This window comes from Streptococcus sp. CL6.22 (genome assembly GCF_049738055.1).
Lineage (GTDB): Bacteria > Bacillota > Bacilli > Lactobacillales > Streptococcaceae > Streptococcus > Streptococcus mitis_DJ.
Genome location: NZ_JBKOTV010000011.1, coordinates 1 through 17,838, shown reverse-complemented (window position 1 = coordinate 17,838; position 17,838 = coordinate 1). Strand labels below are relative to the sequence as shown.

Sequence of the window (17,838 nt, the reverse complement as noted above, 5' to 3'; positions counted from 1 at the left end):
CCCTTATCTTCTTTTAAGAAAATTAATAAACATTTTATCTATTCTCCTCATCTCCCCACCTCGAATCTCCTGCAATTCTTTTTCCTTCAAGGCTACAAACTTTTCCAATTTAACTGTGTTTTTCATAATAAAATCTCCTAAAATGTTTTTTTTCCTGTAAGCTAACTTACAAAAACCATTATACAAAATGGAATTTAATTTTAGATAAAATTCTCTCAACTGTCATTTTTTTCTCCCCAAGTGTACTTTTTTAAAAAAAAAGCCGGGAAAATTCCCAGCTTTGCTACTATATTGATCCCAGCAGGATTCGAACCTGCGACCGTTCGCTTAGAAGGCGAATGCTCTATCCAGCTGAGCTATGAGACCTAATACAGCTATTCTACCAAAAATTCAATTGAAAGTCAATTTTCTATTTATGATAGGGCGAGCCCTGCTGTATTGTAAAAGCTCGATAGATTTGTTCAACAAGGACTAGTCTCATTAACTGATGGGGCAAGGTTAAACGACCAAAACTAACAGAGAGATTGGATCTCTTTTTTACATCCTGTGCTAATCCCAGACTCCCTCCAATAATAAAAGTAAGAGTAGAAAATCCTTTTATAGAAGCTTCTTCTAAATGCTTACTAAATTCTTCTGAGGAGAAAGTTTTCCCTTCAATGGCTAACACAATAACAAAATCACGGTCACCAACTTTTGATAAAATTCTCTGACCTTCTATTTCTAAAATCTTTTGATTTTCTGATTCACTGGCCTTATCTGGTGTTTTTTCATCTGCTAGCTCTATCATTTCAAGCTTAGCAAATCGAGAAATTCGTTTTGAATACTCTGAGATACCATCTTTTAAATACTTTTCTTTCAGTTTCCCGACTGTTACAACTTTAATTTTCATGACTCTATTCTAACATATTCTCCATTTTTTCACATCTTATTCACAAAATAAAAGGTTAATTTTCACTAGAAAACCACAGATTTTTGAAAGTTATCCACAATCTGTGAAAAACTTTTGTTTTTAAGTTATAATTAAGCTAGTCAGTTTATACTTTCAGTAATTTCAAACATAACATATGGAGGTAAATATGAAACATCAAAAAACATTTTACAAAAAATGGTTTCAATTATTAGTCGTTATCGTCATTAGCTTTATTAGCGGTGCCTTGGGTAGTTTTTCAATAAACCAACTAACTCAAAAAAGTGGTGTAAGTAGCTCTAACAACAATAGTACTATTACACAAACTGCCTATAAAAACGAAAATTCAACAACTCAGGCTGTTAACAAAGTAAAAGATGCTGTTGTTTCTGTTATTACTTATTCGGCAAACAGACAAAATAGCGTATTTGGTAATGATGATACTGACACAGATTCTCAGCAAATCTCTAGTGAAGGATCTGGGGTTATTTATAAAAAGAATGATAAAGAAGCTTACATCGTCACCAACAATCACGTTATAAATGGTGCCAGCAAAGTAGATATTCGTTTGTCAGATGGAACTAAAGTACCTGGAGAAATCGTCGGAGCTGATACTTTCTCTGATATTGCTGTCGTCAAAATCTCTTCAGAAAAAGTGACAACAGTAGCTGAATTTGGTGATTCTAGCAAGTTAACCGTAGGAGAAACTGCTATTGCCATCGGTAGCCCATTAGGTTCTGAATATGCTAATACTGTCACTCAAGGTATCGTATCTAGTCTTAATCGAAATGTATCTTTAAAATCTGAAGATGGACAAGCCATTTCTACAAAAGCCATCCAAACTGATACTGCTATTAACCCAGGTAACTCTGGTGGCCCACTAATCAATATTCAAGGACAGGTTATCGGAATTACCTCAAGTAAAATTGCCACAAATGGAGGAACATCTGTAGAAGGTCTTGGTTTTGCAATCCCTGCAAATGATGCTATCAATATTATTGAACAGTTGGAAAAGAACGGAAAAGTTACTCGTCCAGCTTTGGGAATTCAAATGGTCAATCTCTCAAATATTAATACAAGTGATATTAGAAGACTGAATATTCCAAGCAATGTAACATCTGGTGTAGTTGTTCGTTCTGTGCAAAGTAATATGCCTGCCAATGGTCACCTTGAAAAATACGATGTTATTACAAAAGTAGATGACAAGGAAATTGCTTCATCAACAGACTTACAAAGTGCTCTTTACAATCATTCTATCGGAGATACCATTAAAATAACTTACTATCGTAACGGTAAAGAAGAAACTACATCTATTAAACTTGACAAGAGTTCAGGTGATTTAGAATCTTAATTGACATCTATGTAAAGAAAGCTTTACATAAGATAAAAGATGTGTTAGTGTAGAATCATGGAAAAATTTGAAATGATTTCTATCACAGATATACAGAAAAATCCCTATCAACCTCGAAAAGAATTTGATGGAGAAAAACTACATGAACTAGCACAGTCTATCAAAGAAAATGGGGTCATTCAACCGATTATTGTTCGTCAATCTCCTGTTATTGGTTATGAAATCCTTGCAGGAGAGAGACGCTATCGGGCTTCACTTTTAGCTGGTCTAAGGTATATCCCAGCTGTTGTTAAGCAGCTTTCAGATCAAGAGATGATGATCCAATCTATCATTGAAAATTTACAGAGAGAAAATTTAAATCCAATAGAAGAAGCACGCGCCTATGAATCTCTTGTAGAGAAAGGATTTACCCATGCTGAAATTGCAGATAAAATGGGCAAGTCTCGTCCTTATATCAGCAACTCTATTCGCTTGCTGTCCTTGCCAGAACAGATCCTTTCAGAAGTAGAAAATGGCCAACTATCACAAGCCCATGCGCGTTCGCTAGTTGGGTTGAATAAGGAACAACAAGACTATTTCTTTCAACGAATTATAGAAGAAGACATTTCTGTAAGGAAGTTAGAAGCTCTTCTGACAGAGAAAAAACAAAAGAAACTGCAAAAAAATGATTATTTCATACAAAATGAAGAAGAACAGTTAAAAAAAATACTCGGATTAGATGTAGAAATCAAACTGTCTAAAAAAGATAGTGGAAAAATCATTATTGCTTTCTCAAACCAAGAAGAATACAGTAGAATTATCAACAGCCTGAAATAAGGCTGTTCTTTTATTTTTTTATCTCACAAGGTTATCCACTATTTTTTTCAAAAAAAAGCTTCATAAATCAATAGTTTCTGATTTTATCCCCAACCTGTGGATAAAACTTGATAACATTGTGGATTATTTTTCACAGCTTGTGGAAAATTCTTGCTATCTATGGTAAAATAAATCTAGCATTAAACTTTTAAATAGTAAAGGAGGAGAAAGGATTGAAAGAAAAACAATTTTGGAATCGTATATTAGAATTTGCACAAGAAAGACTAACTCGTTCCATGTATGATTTCTATGCTATTCAAGCTGAACTCATTAAGGTAGAAGAAAATGTTGCCACTATATTTTTACCACGATCTGAAATGGAAATGGTCTGGAAAAAACAACTAAAAGATATCATTGTAGTAGCTGGTTTTGAGATTTATGATGCTGAAATAACTCCCCACTATATTTTTACCAAGCCTCAAGATACGATTATCCCACAAGTTGAAGAAGCTCCAAATTCAACTCTCTATGACTATAGTCCAAAGTTAGCATCTATTCCTTATTCGGATACTGGATTAAAAGAAAAGTATACCTTTGATAATTTTATCCAAGGGGATGGAAATGTTTGGGCAGTATCAGCCGCCCTGGCTGTCTCTGAAGATTTGGCCTTGACCTATAATCCTCTTTTTATCTATGGAGGACCTGGGCTTGGTAAGACTCACTTACTCAATGCCATTGGGAATGAGATTTTGAAAAATATTCCTGATGCGCGTGTGAAGTACATTCCTGCTGAAAGCTTTATAAACGACTTTCTTGAACATCTGAGACTGGGTGAAATGGATAAGTTCAAAAAAACCTACCGTAGCCTCGATCTCTTGTTAATTGATGATATTCAATCGCTGAGTGGAAAAAAAGTTGCAACTCAGGAAGAATTTTTCAATACTTTCAATGTTCTCCATAACAATCAAAAACAAATTGTTCTGACTAGTGATCGTAGCCCTAAACACTTAGAGGGCCTTGAAGAAAGACTTGTCACGCGCTTTAGCTGGGGCTTGACGCAAAATATCACACCACCTGACTTTGAGACACGTATTGCCATTTTACAAAGCAAAACAGAGAATTTAGACTACCATTTCCAAAGTGATACCCTAGAATACCTAGCTGGTCAATTTGATTCAAACGTCCGAGAACTTGAAGGAGCAATCAACGACATCACTTTAATCGCCCGAGTGAAGAAGATTAAGGATATCACTATCGATATCGCTGCAGAGGCTATTAGGGCACGCAAACAAGATGTTAGCCAAATGCTCGTCATCCCAATTGATAAAATCCAAAATGAAGTTGGTAACTTTTATGGTGTCAGCGTCAAAGAAATGAAGGGAAGCAGACGCCTTCAAAATATTGTGTTAGCCCGTCAAGTAGCCATGTATTTATCTAGAGAACTAACAGATAATAGTCTTCCAAAAATTGGGAAGGAATTTGGTGGTAAAGATCACACAACAGTCATTCATGCCCATGCCAAAATTAAATCTTTGATTGATGAAGACGATAATTTACGTTTAGAAATTGAATCAATCAAAAAGAAAATCAAATAACTTGTGGATAACTTTTACTTTATTATCTTTTTTATCCACATTTTTTAAACAAGCCCAAAAACTTGATATGACTTGTTTAAAGTCTGTTTTCCACAGATTTCACAGACTCTATTATTACTATTATCCTTCTAATACTAAAAATAAATAAAGGAGAATCCATGATTCATTTTTCAATTAATAAAAATTTATTTCTACAAGCCTTAAATACTACTAAGAGAGCTATTAGCTCTAAAAATGCCATTCCTATTTTATCAACCGTCAAAATTGACGTAACCAATGAAGGTGTTACTTTAATTGGTTCAAATGGTCAAATTTCAATTGAAAATTTTATTTCTCAAAAAAATGAAGATGCTGGTTTGTTAATTACTTCTTTAGGTTCGATCCTTCTTGAAGCTTCTTTCTTCATCAATGTGGTATCTAGTCTACCTGATGTGACTCTTGATTTTAAAGAAATTGAACAAAACCAAATTGTTTTAACTAGTGGCAAATCAGAAATTACCCTAAAAGGAAAAGATAGCGAGCAATATCCACGAATCCAAGAAATTTCAGCAAGCACTCCTTTGGTTCTTGAAACAAAATTACTTAAGAAAATTATCAATGAAACAGCTTTTGCTGCAAGTACACAAGAAAGTCGTCCAATTTTAACAGGTGTTCATTTTGTATTGAGCCAACACAAAGAGTTAAAAACAGTTGCAACAGACTCTCATCGTCTAAGCCAGAAAAAATTGACTCTTGAAAAAAATAGTGATGATTTTGATGTCGTGATTCCTAGCCGTTCTCTACGCGAATTTTCAGCAGTATTTACAGACGATATTGAAACTGTAGAGATTTTCTTTGCCAACAATCAAATCCTCTTTAGAAGCGAAAATATTAGCTTCTATACTCGTTTGTTAGAAGGTAACTATCCTGATACAGATCGCTTGATTCCGACAGACTTTAACACTACTATTACTTTTGATGTGGTAAACTTACGTCAGTCAATGGAGCGTGCTCGCCTTTTATCAAGTGCGACTCAAAATGGTACTGTGAAGCTTGAAATTAAAGGTGGTATTGTTAGCGCCCATGTTCATTCTCCAGAAGTTGGTAAAGTAAACGAAGAAATCGATACTGATCAGGTGACTGGTGAAGATTTGACTATTAGTTTCAACCCAACTTACTTGATTGATTCTCTTAAGGCTTTAAATAGCGAAAAGGTGACCATTAGCTTTATCTCAGCTGTTCGTCCATTTACTCTTGTGCCAGCAGACACTGATGAAGACTTCATGCAGCTCATTACACCAGTTCGTACAAATTAAGTGAAAGAGGTTGAGCCTGGCTCGCCTCTTTTATGATATAATCTAAAAAGAGAAGGAGAGTAGTATGTATCAAGTTGGAAATTTTGTTGAAATGAAAAAACCACATGCTTGCACCATCAAGTCAACAGGTAAAAAGGCCAATCGTTGGGAAATTACACGTGTAGGAGCAGATATCAAAATTAAATGTAGCAATTGTGACCATGTTGTCATGATGGGGCGCTATGATTTTGATCGAAAAATGAATAAAATTATTGACTGAAACCCCTCAGTTAGAGGGTTAGCAAGTTTTCCCTTTTTGTGTTATAATATTAGGGATTGAAATGAAAACGGAGAATGAGAAAATATGGCTTTAACAGCAGGTATCGTTGGTTTGCCAAACGTTGGTAAATCAACACTATTTAATGCAATTACAAAAGCAGGAGCAGAGGCTGCAAACTATCCATTTGCGACGATTGATCCAAACGTTGGAATGGTTGAGGTTCCAGATGAACGCCTACAAAAATTGACTGAAATGATCACTCCTAAAAAGACAGTTCCAACAACATTTGAATTTACAGATATCGCAGGAATTGTAAAAGGAGCTTCAAAAGGAGAAGGGCTAGGGAATAAATTCTTGGCTAATATCCGTGAAGTAGACGCGATTGTTCACGTAGTTCGTGCTTTTGATGATGAAAATGTGATGCGCGAGCAAGGACGTGAAGATGCTTTTGTGGATCCACTTGCAGATATTGATACTATTAACCTGGAGTTGATTCTTGCTGACTTAGAATCAGTTAATAAGCGTTATGCGCGTGTAGAAAAGATGGCACGTACGCAAAAAGATAAAGAATCAGTAGCTGAGTTTAATGTTCTTCAAAAGATTAAACCAGTCCTAGAAGATGGAAAATCAGCTCGAACTATTGAATTTACAGATGAAGAACAAAAAGTTGTCAAAGGTCTCTTCCTTTTGACGACTAAACCAGTGCTCTATGTTGCTAATGTGGACGAGGATGTGGTTTCAGAACCTGACTCTATCGACTATGTTAAACAAATTCGTGAATTCGCAGCGACAGAAAATGCTGAAGTAGTCGTTATTTCTGCGCGTGCTGAGGAAGAAATTTCTGAGTTAGACGATGAAGATAAGCAAGAGTTTCTTGAAGCACTTGGGTTGACAGAATCAGGCGTTGACAAGTTGACTCGTGCTGCTTACCATTTGCTTGGATTGGGAACTTACTTCACAGCTGGTGAAAAAGAAGTTCGCGCTTGGACCTTCAAACGTGGTATGAAGGCTCCTCAAGCAGCTGGTATTATCCACTCAGACTTTGAAAAAGGATTTATTCGTGCAGTAACCATGTCATATGAGGATCTAGTGAAATACGGATCTGAAAAGGCTGTAAAAGAAGCTGGACGCTTGCGTGAAGAAGGAAAAGAATATATCGTTCAAGATGGCGATATCATGGAATTCCGCTTTAATGTCTAATAATATTTAACAAATAGTGTCAATTAGGTTGGAAAAAAATTCCAACCCTTTTGGCTTTTGAAAGGAAAAATAAATGACCAAATTACTTGTAGGATTAGGAAATCCAGGAGATAAATATTTTGAGACCAAACACAATGTTGGATTTATGTTGATTGACCAACTCGCGAAGAAACAGAATGTCACTTTTACACACGATAAGATATTTCAAGCTGACCTAGCATCCTTTTTCCTAAATGGAGAAAAAATTTATCTTGTCAAACCAACGACATTTATGAATGAAAGTGGAAAAGCGGTTCATGCTTTATTGACTTATTATGGTTTGGATATTGAAGATTTACTCATCATTTACGATGACCTTGACATGGAAGTTGGGAAAATTCGTTTAAGAGCAAAAGGTTCAGCAGGTGGTCATAATGGTATCAAGTCTATTATTCAACATATTGGAACCCAAACCTTTAATCGTGTTAAAATTGGAATCGGAAGACCTAAAAATGGCATGTCAGTTGTTCACCATGTTTTGAGTACTTTTGACAAGGATGATTATATTGGTATTTTACAGTCTATTGACAAAGTTGACGATTCTGTAAACTACTATTTACAAGAGAAAAACTTTGAAAAAACGATGCAGAGGTATAACGGATAAATGGTGACCTTATTAGATTTATTCTCAGAAAATGATCAGATAAAAAAATGGCATCAAAATCTGACAGATAAGAAAAGACAATTAATCTTAGGCTTGTCAACTTCTACAAAAACTTTAGCAATTGCTAGTAGTTTGAGACAGGAAGATAAGATTGTGTTATTGACGTCAACTTATGGAGAAGCCGAAGGACTTGTTAGTGATCTTATATCTATCTTGGGTGAGGAACTTGTCTATCCATTTTTGGTAGATGACTCCCCTATGGTCGAGTTTTTGATGTCTTCACAAGAAAAAATCATTTCACGGGTTGAAGCCTTGCGTTTTTTGACTGATTCATCTAAGAAAGGGATTTTAGTTTGTAATATCGCAGCAAGTCGATTGATTTTACCGTCTCCCAATGCATTTAAAGATAGTATTGTAAAAATAACAGTTGGTGAAGAATATGACCAACACGCACTTATCCATCAGTTAAAAGAGATAGGCTATCGAAAAGTTACACAAGTACAAACTCAAGGCGAATTTAGTCTGCGAGGAGATATTTTAGATATTTTTGAAATATCCCAGTTGGAACCTTACCGAATTGAGTTTTTTGGTGATGAAGTCGATGGTATTAGGTCATTTGAAGTCGAAACACAATTATCGAAAGAAAATCAGACAGAACTCATTATCTTTCCAGCTAGTGATATGCTTTTGAGGGAAAAGGATTATCAACGAGGACAATCAGCTTTAGAAAAACAAATTTCAAAAACGTTATCACCTATTTTAAAATCATACTTAGAAGAAATTCTTTCAAGTTTTCATCAAAAACAAATGCATTTAGATTCTAGGAAGTTTTTATCTTTGTGTTATGACAAGACATGGACTGTTTTTGACTATATTGAAAAAGATACCCCAGTATTCTTTGATGATTATCAGAAATTGATGAATCAGTATGAAGTCTTTGAAAGGGAGTTAGCACAATACTTTACAGAAGAATTACAGAACAGTAAAGCATTTTCTGAGATGCAGTATTTTGCAGATACAGAGCAAATCTATAAAAAGCAGAGTCCGGTTACCTTTTTCTCTAATCTGCAAAAGGGGTTAGGCAATCTCAAGTTTGACCAAATTTATCAATTTAATCAATATCCTATGCAGGAGTTTTTCAATCAATTTTCTTTTCTAAAAGAAGAAATTGAGCGATACAAAAAAATGGATTATACTATTATCCTGCAGTCTAGCAATTCAATGGGAAGTAAAACATTGGAGGATGTTTTAGAGGAATACCAGATTAAATTGGATTCTAGAGATAAGTCAAGTGTTTGTAAAGAATCTGTAAACTTAATTGAGGGTAATCTCAGACATGGTTTTCATTTTGTAGATGAAAAGGTTTTATTGATAACTGAACATGAGATTTTTCAAAAGAAATTGAAACGTCGTTTTCGAAGACAACATGTTTCAAACGCAGAGAGATTAAAAGATTACAATGAACTTGAAAAAGGAGATTACGTTGTTCACCATATCCATGGAATTGGTCAATATCTAGGGATTGAAACAATTGAAATCAAAGGGATTCACCGTGATTATGTCAGTGTTCAATACCAAAACGGGGATCAAATCTCTATCCCAGTGGAACAGATTCATCTACTTTCCAAATACGTTTCAAGTGACGGTAAAGCTCCTAAACTCAATAAATTAAATGACGGTCATTTCAAAAAAGCCAAGCAAAAAGTTAAGAACCAGGTAGAGGATATAGCTGACGATTTAATCAAACTTTATTCTGAGCGCAGCCAGTTGAAGGGTTTTGCTTTCTCAGCTGATGATGAGGATCAACATGCTTTTGATGATGCCTTCCCTTATGTTGAAACGGATGATCAACTTCGTAGTGTTGAGGAAATCAAGAGAGATATGCAGGCTTCTCAACCAATGGATCGACTTTTAGTTGGGGATGTTGGTTTTGGAAAGACTGAAGTTGCTATGCGTGCAGCCTTTAAGGCAGTCAATGATCACAAACAGGTTGTCGTTCTAGTTCCGACGACGGTTTTAGCGCAACAGCACTATACGAATTTTAAGGAACGATTCCAAAATTTTGCAGTTAATATTGATGTGTTGAGTCGCTTTAGAAGTAAAAAAGAGCAGACTGAAACACTTGAAAAATTGAAAAAGGGTCAAGTTGATATTCTGATTGGAACACATCGTGTTTTGTCAAAAGATGTTGTGTTTGCTGATTTGGGCTTAATGATTATTGATGAGGAGCAGCGATTTGGTGTCAAGCATAAGGAAACCTTGAAAGAACTGAAAAAACAAGTAGATGTTCTGACCTTGACAGCAACGCCAATTCCTCGTACCCTTCACATGTCTATGCTGGGAATCAGAGATTTGTCTGTTATTGAAACTCCGCCGACTAATCGTTATCCTGTTCAGACCTATGTTTTGGAAAAGAATGATAGTGTGATTCGTGATGCTGTCTTACGTGAAATGGACCGTGGAGGTCAAGTTTACTATCTTTACAATAAAGTTGACACAATTGATCAGAAGGTTTCAGAATTACAGGAGTTGATTCCAGAGGCTTCAATTGGGTATGTTCATGGGCAAATGAGTGAGATTCAGTTAGAAAATACTCTACTAGATTTCATTGAAGGTCAGTATGATATCTTGGTGACAACTACCATTATTGAGACAGGGGTGGACATTCCAAATGCCAATACTTTATTTATTGAAAATGCGGACCATATGGGCTTGTCAACCTTGTATCAGTTAAGAGGAAGAGTTGGTCGTAGTAATCGTATTGCTTATGCTTATCTCATGTATCGTCCGGAAAAATCAATCAGTGAAGTATCTGAAAAGAGATTAGAAGCAATCAAAGGATTTACAGAATTGGGCTCCGGATTTAAGATTGCGATGCGAGATCTTTCGATTCGTGGAGCAGGAAATCTTTTAGGGAAATCCCAGTCTGGTTTCATTGATTCTGTTGGTTTTGAATTGTATTCGCAGTTACTAGAGGAAGCCATTGCTAAACGAAACGGGAATGCTAACACAAGAACCAAAGGGAATGCCGAATTGATTTTACAAATCGATGCTTATCTTCCTGATACTTATATTTCTGACCAACGACATAAGATTGAAATTTATAAAAAAATTCGTCAAATTGACAACCGTGTCAATTATGAAGAGTTACAAGAAGAGCTGATGGACCGCTTTGGAGAATACCCAGATGTGGTAGCCTATCTTTTAGAGATTGGTTTGGTCAAGTCTTATTTGGACAAGGTCTTTGTAGAACGTGTGGAAAGAAAAGAAAATAAGATTACAGTTCAATTTGAAAAAATTACTCAGCGAGTGTTCTTGGCTCAAGATTATTTTAAAGCTTTATCCGCAACGAACTTAAAAGCAGCCATAGCTGAGAATAAAGGATTAATGGAAGTCATATTCGATGTTCGAAACAAGAAGGACTATGAAATTTTAGAAGGTCTGCTCATTTTTGGAGAAAGTTTATTAGAGATAAAAGAGTTGAAAGATAGCAATTCCCTATAACATTTTTCTTCTATAAAATGGATAAAAATGGTACAATAATAATTTGAGGTAATAAAGATGAGATTAGACAAATATTTAAAAGTATCACGAATTATCAAGCGTCGTACAGTCGCAAAAGAAGTGGCAGATAAAGGTAGAATCAAGGTGAATGGAATTTTGGCCAAAAGTTCAACAGATTTGAAAGTTGATGACCAAGTTGAAATTCGTTTTGGCAATAAGTTGCTACTTGTAAAAGTACTGGAGATGAAAGATAGTACAAAAAAAGAAGATGCAGCGGGCATGTATGAAATTATCAGTGAAACACGGGTAGAAGAAAATGTCTAAGAATATTGTACAATTGAATAATTCTTTTATTCAAAATGAGCACCAACGTCGTCGCTATCTGATGAAGGAACGACAAAAACGTAATCGTTTCATGGGTTGGGTTCTGATTTTGATGATTTTGTTGTTCATTTTACCAACTTATAATCTTGCTCAAAGCTATCATCAATTACTCCAAAGACGTCAACAGTTATCAGACTTGCAAACTCAGTATCAAACCTTGAGTGAGGAAAAGGAGAAAGAGACAGCTTTTGCCACAAAGTTGAAAGATGAAGATTACGCTGCTAAATACATGCGTGCAAAATATTATTATTCTAAGAATCGGGAAGCTGTTTATACGATTCCTGACTTGCTTCCAAGGTGATAAAATGGAAAATTTATTAGACGTAATTGAGCAATTTTTGAGTCTATCGGATGAAAAGTTGGAAGAGTTGGCTGATAAAAATCAATTATTGCGTTTACAAGAAGAAAAGGAAAGGAAGAATGCGTAAGTTCTTAATTATTTTGTTGCTACCGAGTTTTTTGACTATTTCAAAAGTCGTTAGCACAGAAAAAGAAGTCGTCTATACTTCGAAAGAAATTTATTACCTTTCACAATCTGACTTTGGTATTTATTTTAGAGAAAAGCTAAATTCTCCTATGGTTTATGGAGAAGTTCCTGTTTATGCGAATGAAGATTTAGTGGTAGAAACTGGAAAATTGACTCCCCAAACAAGTTTTCAAATAACCGAGTGGCGCTTAAATAAACAAGGAATTCCAGTGTTTAAGTTATCCAACCATCAATTTATTGCTGCGGACAAACGATTTTTATATGATCAATCAGAGGTAACTCCAACAATAAAAAAAGTATGGTTAGAATCTGATTTTAAACTGTACAATAGTCCTTATGATTTAAAAGAAGTGAAATCATCCTTATCAGCTTATTCGCAAGTATCAATTGATAAGACCATGTTTGTAGAAGGAAGAGAATTTCTACATATTGATCAGGCTGGATGGGTAGCTAAAGAATCAACTTCTGAAGAAGATAATCGGATGAGTAAAGTTCAAGAAATGTTATCGGAAAAATATCAGAAGGATTCATTTTCTATTTATGTTAAGCAACTGACTACTGGAAAAGAGGCTGGTATCAATCAAGATGAAAAGATGTATGCAGCTAGTGTTTTAAAACTACCTTATCTCTATTATGCGCAAGAAAAAATAAATGAGGGTCTTTATCAGTTAGATACGACTGTAAAATACATATCTGCAGTCAATGATTTTCCAGGTTCCTATAAACCAGAAGGAAGTGGTAGTCTTCCTAAAAAAGAGGATAATAAAGAGTATTCTCTAAAGGATTTAATTACGAAAGTATCAAAAGAATCTGATAATGTAGCTCATAATTTATTGGGATATTACATTTCAAACCAATCTGATGACACATTTAAATCCAAGATGTCTGCTATTATGGGAGATGATTGGGATTCAAAAGAAAAATTGATTTCTTCTAAAATGGCTGGGAAAGTTATGGAAGCTGTTTATAATCAAAATGGATTTGTATTGGAGTCTTTGACTAAAACAGATTTTGATAATGAGAGAATTGCCAAAGGTGTTTCTGTGAAGGTAGCTCATAAAATTGGAGATGCGGACGAATTTAAGCATGATACGGGTGTTGTCTATGCAGATTCTCCATTTGTTCTTTCTATTTTCACTAAAAATTCTGATTATGATACGATTTCTAAGATAGCCAAAGATGTTTATGAGGTTCTAAAATGAGGGAACAAGATTTTTTAAATCATTTTCTCAAGAAGGGATATTTCAAAAAGCATGCTAAGGTGGTTCTAGCTCTTTCTGGTGGATTAGATTCTATGTTTCTATTTAAGGTGTTATCTACGTATCAAAAAGAGTTAGAAATTGAATTGATTCTAGCTCATGTGAATCATAAGCAGAGAGTAGAATCAGATTGGGAAGAACAGGAATTAAGGAAGTTAGCTGCTGAAGCAGAGCTTCCTATTTATATCAGCAATTTTTCAGGAGAATTTTCAGAAGCACGTGCTCGACATTTTCGTTATGATTTTTTTCAAGAGGTCATGAAAAAGACAGGTGCGACAGCTTTAGTCACTGCCCACCATGCTGATGATCAGGTGGAAACGATTTTAATGCGCTTGATTCGAGGAACTCGTTTGCGCTATCTATCAGGAATTAAGGAGAAGCAAGTAGTCGGAGAGATAGAAATCATTCGTCCCTTCTTGCATTTTCAGAAAAAAGACTTTCCACCAATTTTTCACTTTGAAGATACATCAAATCAGGAAAATCATTATTTTCGCAATCGTATTCGAAATTCTTATTTACCAGAATTAGAAAAAGAAAATCCTAGATTTAGAGATGCAATCTTAAGCATCGGCAATGAAATTTTAGATTATGACCTAGCTATAGCTGAATTATCAAAGAATATTGATGTGGAAAATTTACAACAGTTATTTTCTTATTCTGAGTCAACACAAAGAGTTTTACTTCAAACTTATCTGAATAGTTTTCCAGATTTGAATCTTACAAAAGCTCAGTTTGAAGAAGTTAGACAAATTTTAAAAACTAAAAGCCAGTATCGTCATCCGCTTAAAAATGGTTATGAATTAGTAAAAGAGTATCAACAGTTTCGGATTTGTAAAATCAGTCCTCAGTCTGATGAAAAGGAAGATGAACTTGTGTTACACTATCAAAATCAGGTATCTTATCAAGGATATTTATTTTCCTTTGGACTTCCTTTAGATGGTGAATTAATTCAGCAGGTACCTGTTTCACGGGAAACATCAATACACATTCGTCATCGAAAAACAGGAGATTTTTTGATTCAAAATGGGCATAGAAAAAAACTCAGACGTCTATTTATTGATTTGAAAATCCCTATGGAAAAGCGAAAATCAGCTCTGATTATTGAGCAATTTGGTGAAATTGTCTCAATTTTGGGAATTGCGACCAGTAATTTGAGTAAAAACACGAAAAATGATATAATGAACACTGTACTTTATATAGAAAAAATAGATAGGTAAAAAAATGTTAGAAAACGATATTAAAAAAATCCTCGTTTCACACGATGAAATTACAGAAGCTGCTAAAAAATTAGGTGCCCAACTCACTAAAGACTATGCAGGAAAAAATCCAATCTTAGTTGGGATTTTAAAAGGATCTATTCCTTTTATGGCTGAATTAGTCAAACATATCGACACACATATTGAAATGGACTTCATGATGGTTTCTAGCTATCATGGTGGAACAGCAAGTAGCGGTGTCATCAATATCAAGCAAGATGTAACTCAAGACATCAAAGGAAGACATGTTTTATTTGTAGAAGATATCATTGATACAGGTCAAACTTTGAAGAATTTGCGAGATATGTTTATTGCAAGAGAAGCAGCTTCTGTTAACATTGCAACCTTGTTGGATAAACCAGAAGGACGTGTTGTAGAAATTGAGGCTGACTATACCTGCTTTACTATCCCAAATGAGTTTGTAGTAGGTTATGGTTTAGACTACAAAGAAAATTATCGTAACCTTCCTTATGTTGGAGTATTGAAAGAAGAAGTGTATTCAAATTAGAAAGAACAATTTTTAATGAAAAAACAAAATAATGGTTTAATTAAAAATCCTTTTCTATGGTTATTACTTATTTTTTTCCTAGTTACAGCTTACCAGTATTTTAGTACAGGTAGTGTTGCAGGGAAAAGTGAGCAAATTAATTATACAGAATTGGTAAAAGAAATTACCGATGACAATGTAAAAGAATTGACTTACCAACCAAATGGCAGTGTTATCGAGGTTTCAGGTGTTTATAAAAATCCTAAAACAAGTAAAGAAGAAACAGGCATTCAGTTCTTTTCTCCTTCTGCTACAACAGTAGAGAAATTTTCAAGTATTATTCTTCCTTCAGATACTACAGTATCAGAATTGCAAAAGCTTGCTTCTGACCATAAAGCGGAAGTAACTATTAAGCATGAAAGTTCGAGTGGTATGTGGATTAATATTCTTGTATCCATTGTACCATTCGGTATTCTATTCTTCTTCCTATTCTCTATGATGGGAAATATGGGAGGAAATAATAGCCGTAACCCGATGAGTTTTGGACGTAGTAAGGCTAAAGCTGCAAATAAAGAAGATATTAAAGTAAGATTTTCAGATGTTGCTGGAGCTGAGGAAGAAAAACAAGAACTAGTTGAAGTTGTTGAATTTTTAAAAGATCCAAAACGATTTACAAAACTTGGAGCCCGTATTCCAGCAGGTGTTCTTTTGGAGGGACCTCCGGGAACAGGTAAAACTTTGCTTGCTAAAGCAGTCGCCGGAGAAGCAGGTGTACCATTCTTTAGTATTTCAGGTTCTGACTTTGTAGAAATGTTTGTCGGAGTTGGAGCTAGTCGTGTTCGTTCTCTTTTTGAAGATGCCAAAAAAGCAGCACCAGCTATCATCTTTATCGATGAAATTGATGCTGTTGGACGTCAACGTGGAGTTGGTCTTGGCGGAGGAAATGACGAACGTGAACAAACCTTGAACCAACTTTTGATTGAGATGGATGGTTTTGAGGGAAATGAAGGGATTATCGTTATCGCTGCGACAAACCGTTCAGATGTACTTGATCCTGCCCTTTTACGTCCAGGACGTTTTGATAGAAAAGTATTGGTTGGCCGTCCTGATGTTAAAGGTCGCGAAGCAATCTTGAAAGTTCATGCTAAGAACAAGCCTTTAGCGGAAAATGTTGATTTGAAATTAGTTGCCCAACAAACTCCAGGTTTTGTTGGTGCTGATTTAGAGAATGTATTGAATGAAGCTGCTTTAGTCGCTGCTCGTCGCAATAAATCGATAATTGATGCTTCAGATATTGATGAAGCAGAAGATAGAGTTATTGCTGGACCTTCTAAGAAAGATAAGACAGTTTCACAAAAAGAACGTGAATTGGTTGCCTATCATGAGGCAGGACATACCATTGTTGGTCTAGTCTTGTCGAATGCTCGTGTTGTTCATAAAGTTACTATCGTACCACGCGGCCGTGCAGGTGGTTATATGATTGCACTTCCTAAAGAGGATCAAATGCTTCTATCTAAAGAAGATATGAAAGAGCAATTGGCTGGTTTAATGGGTGGACGTGTAGCCGAAGAAATTATCTTTAATGTCCAAACTACAGGAGCTTCAAATGACTTTGAACAGGCGACACAAATGGCGCGTGCAATGGTTACAGAGTACGGTATGAGTGAAAAACTAGGTCCAGTTCAATATGAGGGCAATCATGCTATGTTTGGTGCACAGAGCCCTCAAAAATCAATCTCAGAACAAACAGCTTATGAAATTGACGAAGAGGTTCGTTCATTATTGAATGAAGCACGAAATAAAGCTGCTGAAATTATTCAGTCAAATCGTGAAACTCACAAGTTGATTGCAGAAGCATTATTGAAATACGAAACATTGGATAGTACACAAATTAAAGCTCTTTACGAAACAGGAAAGATGCCTGAAACCGTAGAAGAGGAATCTCATGCATTATCTTATGATGAAGTAAAGTCAAAAATGAATGATGAAATATAACCCTGAGAGAGGCGTGACCTCTCTTTTTTGTGCAGTTGAGACGGTAAAGGAGACAGAATAGGCGAAATGGTCCCAATTAAGTTCTTGATTTGTTAGACTGTATCTAGAAAGGGGAACGTTATGTTTAAAGAATTATATGAAGAAGTCCAGGGGATTGTATATAAGTGTAGAAATGAATATCATCTCCATTTATGGGAGCTATCAGATTGGGACCAAGAGGGAATGATTTGCTTACATGAATTGATTAGTAGAGAAGAAGGAATAGTAGAAGATATCCCACGCTTACGTAAATACTTCAAAACTAAATTCCGTAATCGGATCCTAGACTATATCCGTAAGCAGGAAAGCCAGAAGCGTAGATATGATAAAGAACCCTATGAAGAAGTAGGTGAGATTAGTCATCGTATCAGTGAGGGAGGTA

The 17,838-nt window shown here is 35.3% G+C and carries 17 protein-coding genes, 1 tRNA gene and 1 pseudogene; 16 read left to right on the top strand and 3 right to left on the bottom strand.

Features of this window, described 5'->3' with window-relative positions:
• Positions 1-3 precede the first annotated feature (3 nt).
• From comC to rlmH, 3 genes are all read right to left on the bottom strand, one after another.
• The gene (gene comC, locus ACLNCW_RS06815; protein WP_084862607.1) at positions 4-126 is read right to left on the bottom strand and encodes a competence-stimulating peptide ComC; all 123 of its coding nucleotides are present in this window, start codon (positions 124-126) and stop codon (positions 4-6) included.
• Positions 127-292: 166 nt separating this feature from the next.
• A tRNA-Arg gene (locus tag ACLNCW_RS06810) sits at positions 293-366 on the bottom strand.
• Positions 367-409: 43 nt separating this feature from the next.
• Positions 410-889 (bottom strand): 23S rRNA (pseudouridine(1915)-N(3))-methyltransferase RlmH, encoded by a 480-nt coding sequence (rlmH, locus tag ACLNCW_RS06805; protein WP_084862605.1) that lies wholly within the window; start codon positions 887-889, stop codon positions 410-412.
• A 187-nt stretch (positions 890-1,076) separates the two neighbouring features.
• Between rlmH and ACLNCW_RS06800 the strand changes: the two genes are divergently transcribed.
• The 16 genes and pseudogenes from ACLNCW_RS06800 to ACLNCW_RS06725 form a co-directional block, all read left to right on the top strand.
• Complete coding sequence (locus ACLNCW_RS06800; RefSeq protein WP_269794956.1) at positions 1,077-2,258, top strand: S1C family serine protease; 1,182 nt, start codon at positions 1,077-1,079, stop codon at positions 2,256-2,258.
• A 57-nt stretch (positions 2,259-2,315) separates the two neighbouring features.
• Positions 2,316-3,074 (top strand): ParB/RepB/Spo0J family partition protein, encoded by a 759-nt coding sequence (locus ACLNCW_RS06795; RefSeq protein WP_020902614.1) that lies wholly within the window; start codon positions 2,316-2,318, stop codon positions 3,072-3,074.
• A gap of 212 nt (positions 3,075-3,286) precedes the next feature.
• The gene (gene dnaA, locus ACLNCW_RS06790) at positions 3,287-4,648 is read left to right on the top strand and encodes a chromosomal replication initiator protein DnaA (protein ID WP_000660620.1); all 1,362 of its coding nucleotides are present in this window, start codon (positions 3,287-3,289) and stop codon (positions 4,646-4,648) included.
• Positions 4,649-4,806: 158 nt separating this feature from the next.
• Positions 4,807-5,943, top strand: coding sequence for a DNA polymerase III subunit beta (gene dnaN, locus ACLNCW_RS06785; protein WP_000581174.1), 1,137 nt, complete (start codon positions 4,807-4,809; stop codon positions 5,941-5,943).
• 64 nt (positions 5,944-6,007) lie between these two features.
• Positions 6,008-6,202 (top strand): DUF951 domain-containing protein, encoded by a 195-nt coding sequence (locus ACLNCW_RS06780; RefSeq protein WP_000285186.1) that lies wholly within the window; start codon positions 6,008-6,010, stop codon positions 6,200-6,202.
• An 84-nt stretch (positions 6,203-6,286) separates the two neighbouring features.
• Positions 6,287-7,402, top strand: a complete 1,116-nt coding sequence (gene ychF, locus ACLNCW_RS06775) for a redox-regulated ATPase YchF (RefSeq protein ID WP_004269823.1) — start codon at positions 6,287-6,289, stop codon at positions 7,400-7,402.
• 73 nt (positions 7,403-7,475) lie between these two features.
• A complete protein-coding gene (pth, locus tag ACLNCW_RS06770; protein WP_000163936.1) occupies positions 7,476-8,045 on the top strand; it encodes an aminoacyl-tRNA hydrolase in 570 nt (189 codons plus the stop codon).
• Positions 8,046-11,549, top strand: coding sequence for a transcription-repair coupling factor (gene mfd, locus ACLNCW_RS06765; RefSeq protein ID WP_424845690.1), 3,504 nt, complete (start codon positions 8,046-8,048; stop codon positions 11,547-11,549).
• Between the two features lie 57 nt (positions 11,550-11,606).
• Positions 11,607-11,873 carry an RNA-binding S4 domain-containing protein gene (locus ACLNCW_RS06760; RefSeq protein ID WP_001234973.1) on the top strand — a complete coding sequence of 89 codons (267 nt, stop codon included), beginning with the start codon at positions 11,607-11,609 and terminating at the stop codon, positions 11,871-11,873.
• Complete coding sequence (locus ACLNCW_RS06755) at positions 11,866-12,234, top strand: septum formation initiator family protein (protein WP_000041905.1); 369 nt, start codon at positions 11,866-11,868, stop codon at positions 12,232-12,234. Before ACLNCW_RS06760 ends, ACLNCW_RS06755 begins: the two co-directional genes overlap by 8 nt.
• 4 nt (positions 12,235-12,238) lie before the next feature.
• A complete protein-coding gene (locus ACLNCW_RS06750) occupies positions 12,239-12,361 on the top strand; it encodes an SP_0009 family protein (RefSeq protein ID WP_000429334.1) in 123 nt (40 codons plus the stop codon).
• Entirely contained in the window at positions 12,354-13,622 is a 1,269-nt protein-coding gene (locus ACLNCW_RS06745) for a serine hydrolase (RefSeq protein ID WP_424845637.1), read from the top strand. Before ACLNCW_RS06750 ends, ACLNCW_RS06745 begins: the two co-directional genes overlap by 8 nt.
• Positions 13,619-14,896, top strand: a complete 1,278-nt coding sequence (tilS, locus tag ACLNCW_RS06740) for a tRNA lysidine(34) synthetase TilS (protein ID WP_084926251.1) — start codon at positions 13,619-13,621, stop codon at positions 14,894-14,896. Before ACLNCW_RS06745 ends, tilS begins: the two co-directional genes overlap by 4 nt.
• 4 nt (positions 14,897-14,900) lie before the next feature.
• Positions 14,901-15,443 (top strand): hypoxanthine phosphoribosyltransferase, encoded by a 543-nt coding sequence (hpt, locus tag ACLNCW_RS06735; RefSeq protein ID WP_000892176.1) that lies wholly within the window; start codon positions 14,901-14,903, stop codon positions 15,441-15,443.
• A gap of 15 nt (positions 15,444-15,458) precedes the next feature.
• Entirely contained in the window at positions 15,459-17,417 is a 1,959-nt protein-coding gene (ftsH, locus tag ACLNCW_RS06730) for an ATP-dependent zinc metalloprotease FtsH (RefSeq protein WP_247947592.1), read from the top strand.
• A gap of 120 nt (positions 17,418-17,537) precedes the next feature.
• Positions 17,538-17,838: pseudogene (locus ACLNCW_RS06725) on the top strand (sigma-70 family RNA polymerase sigma factor); the annotation flags it as partial.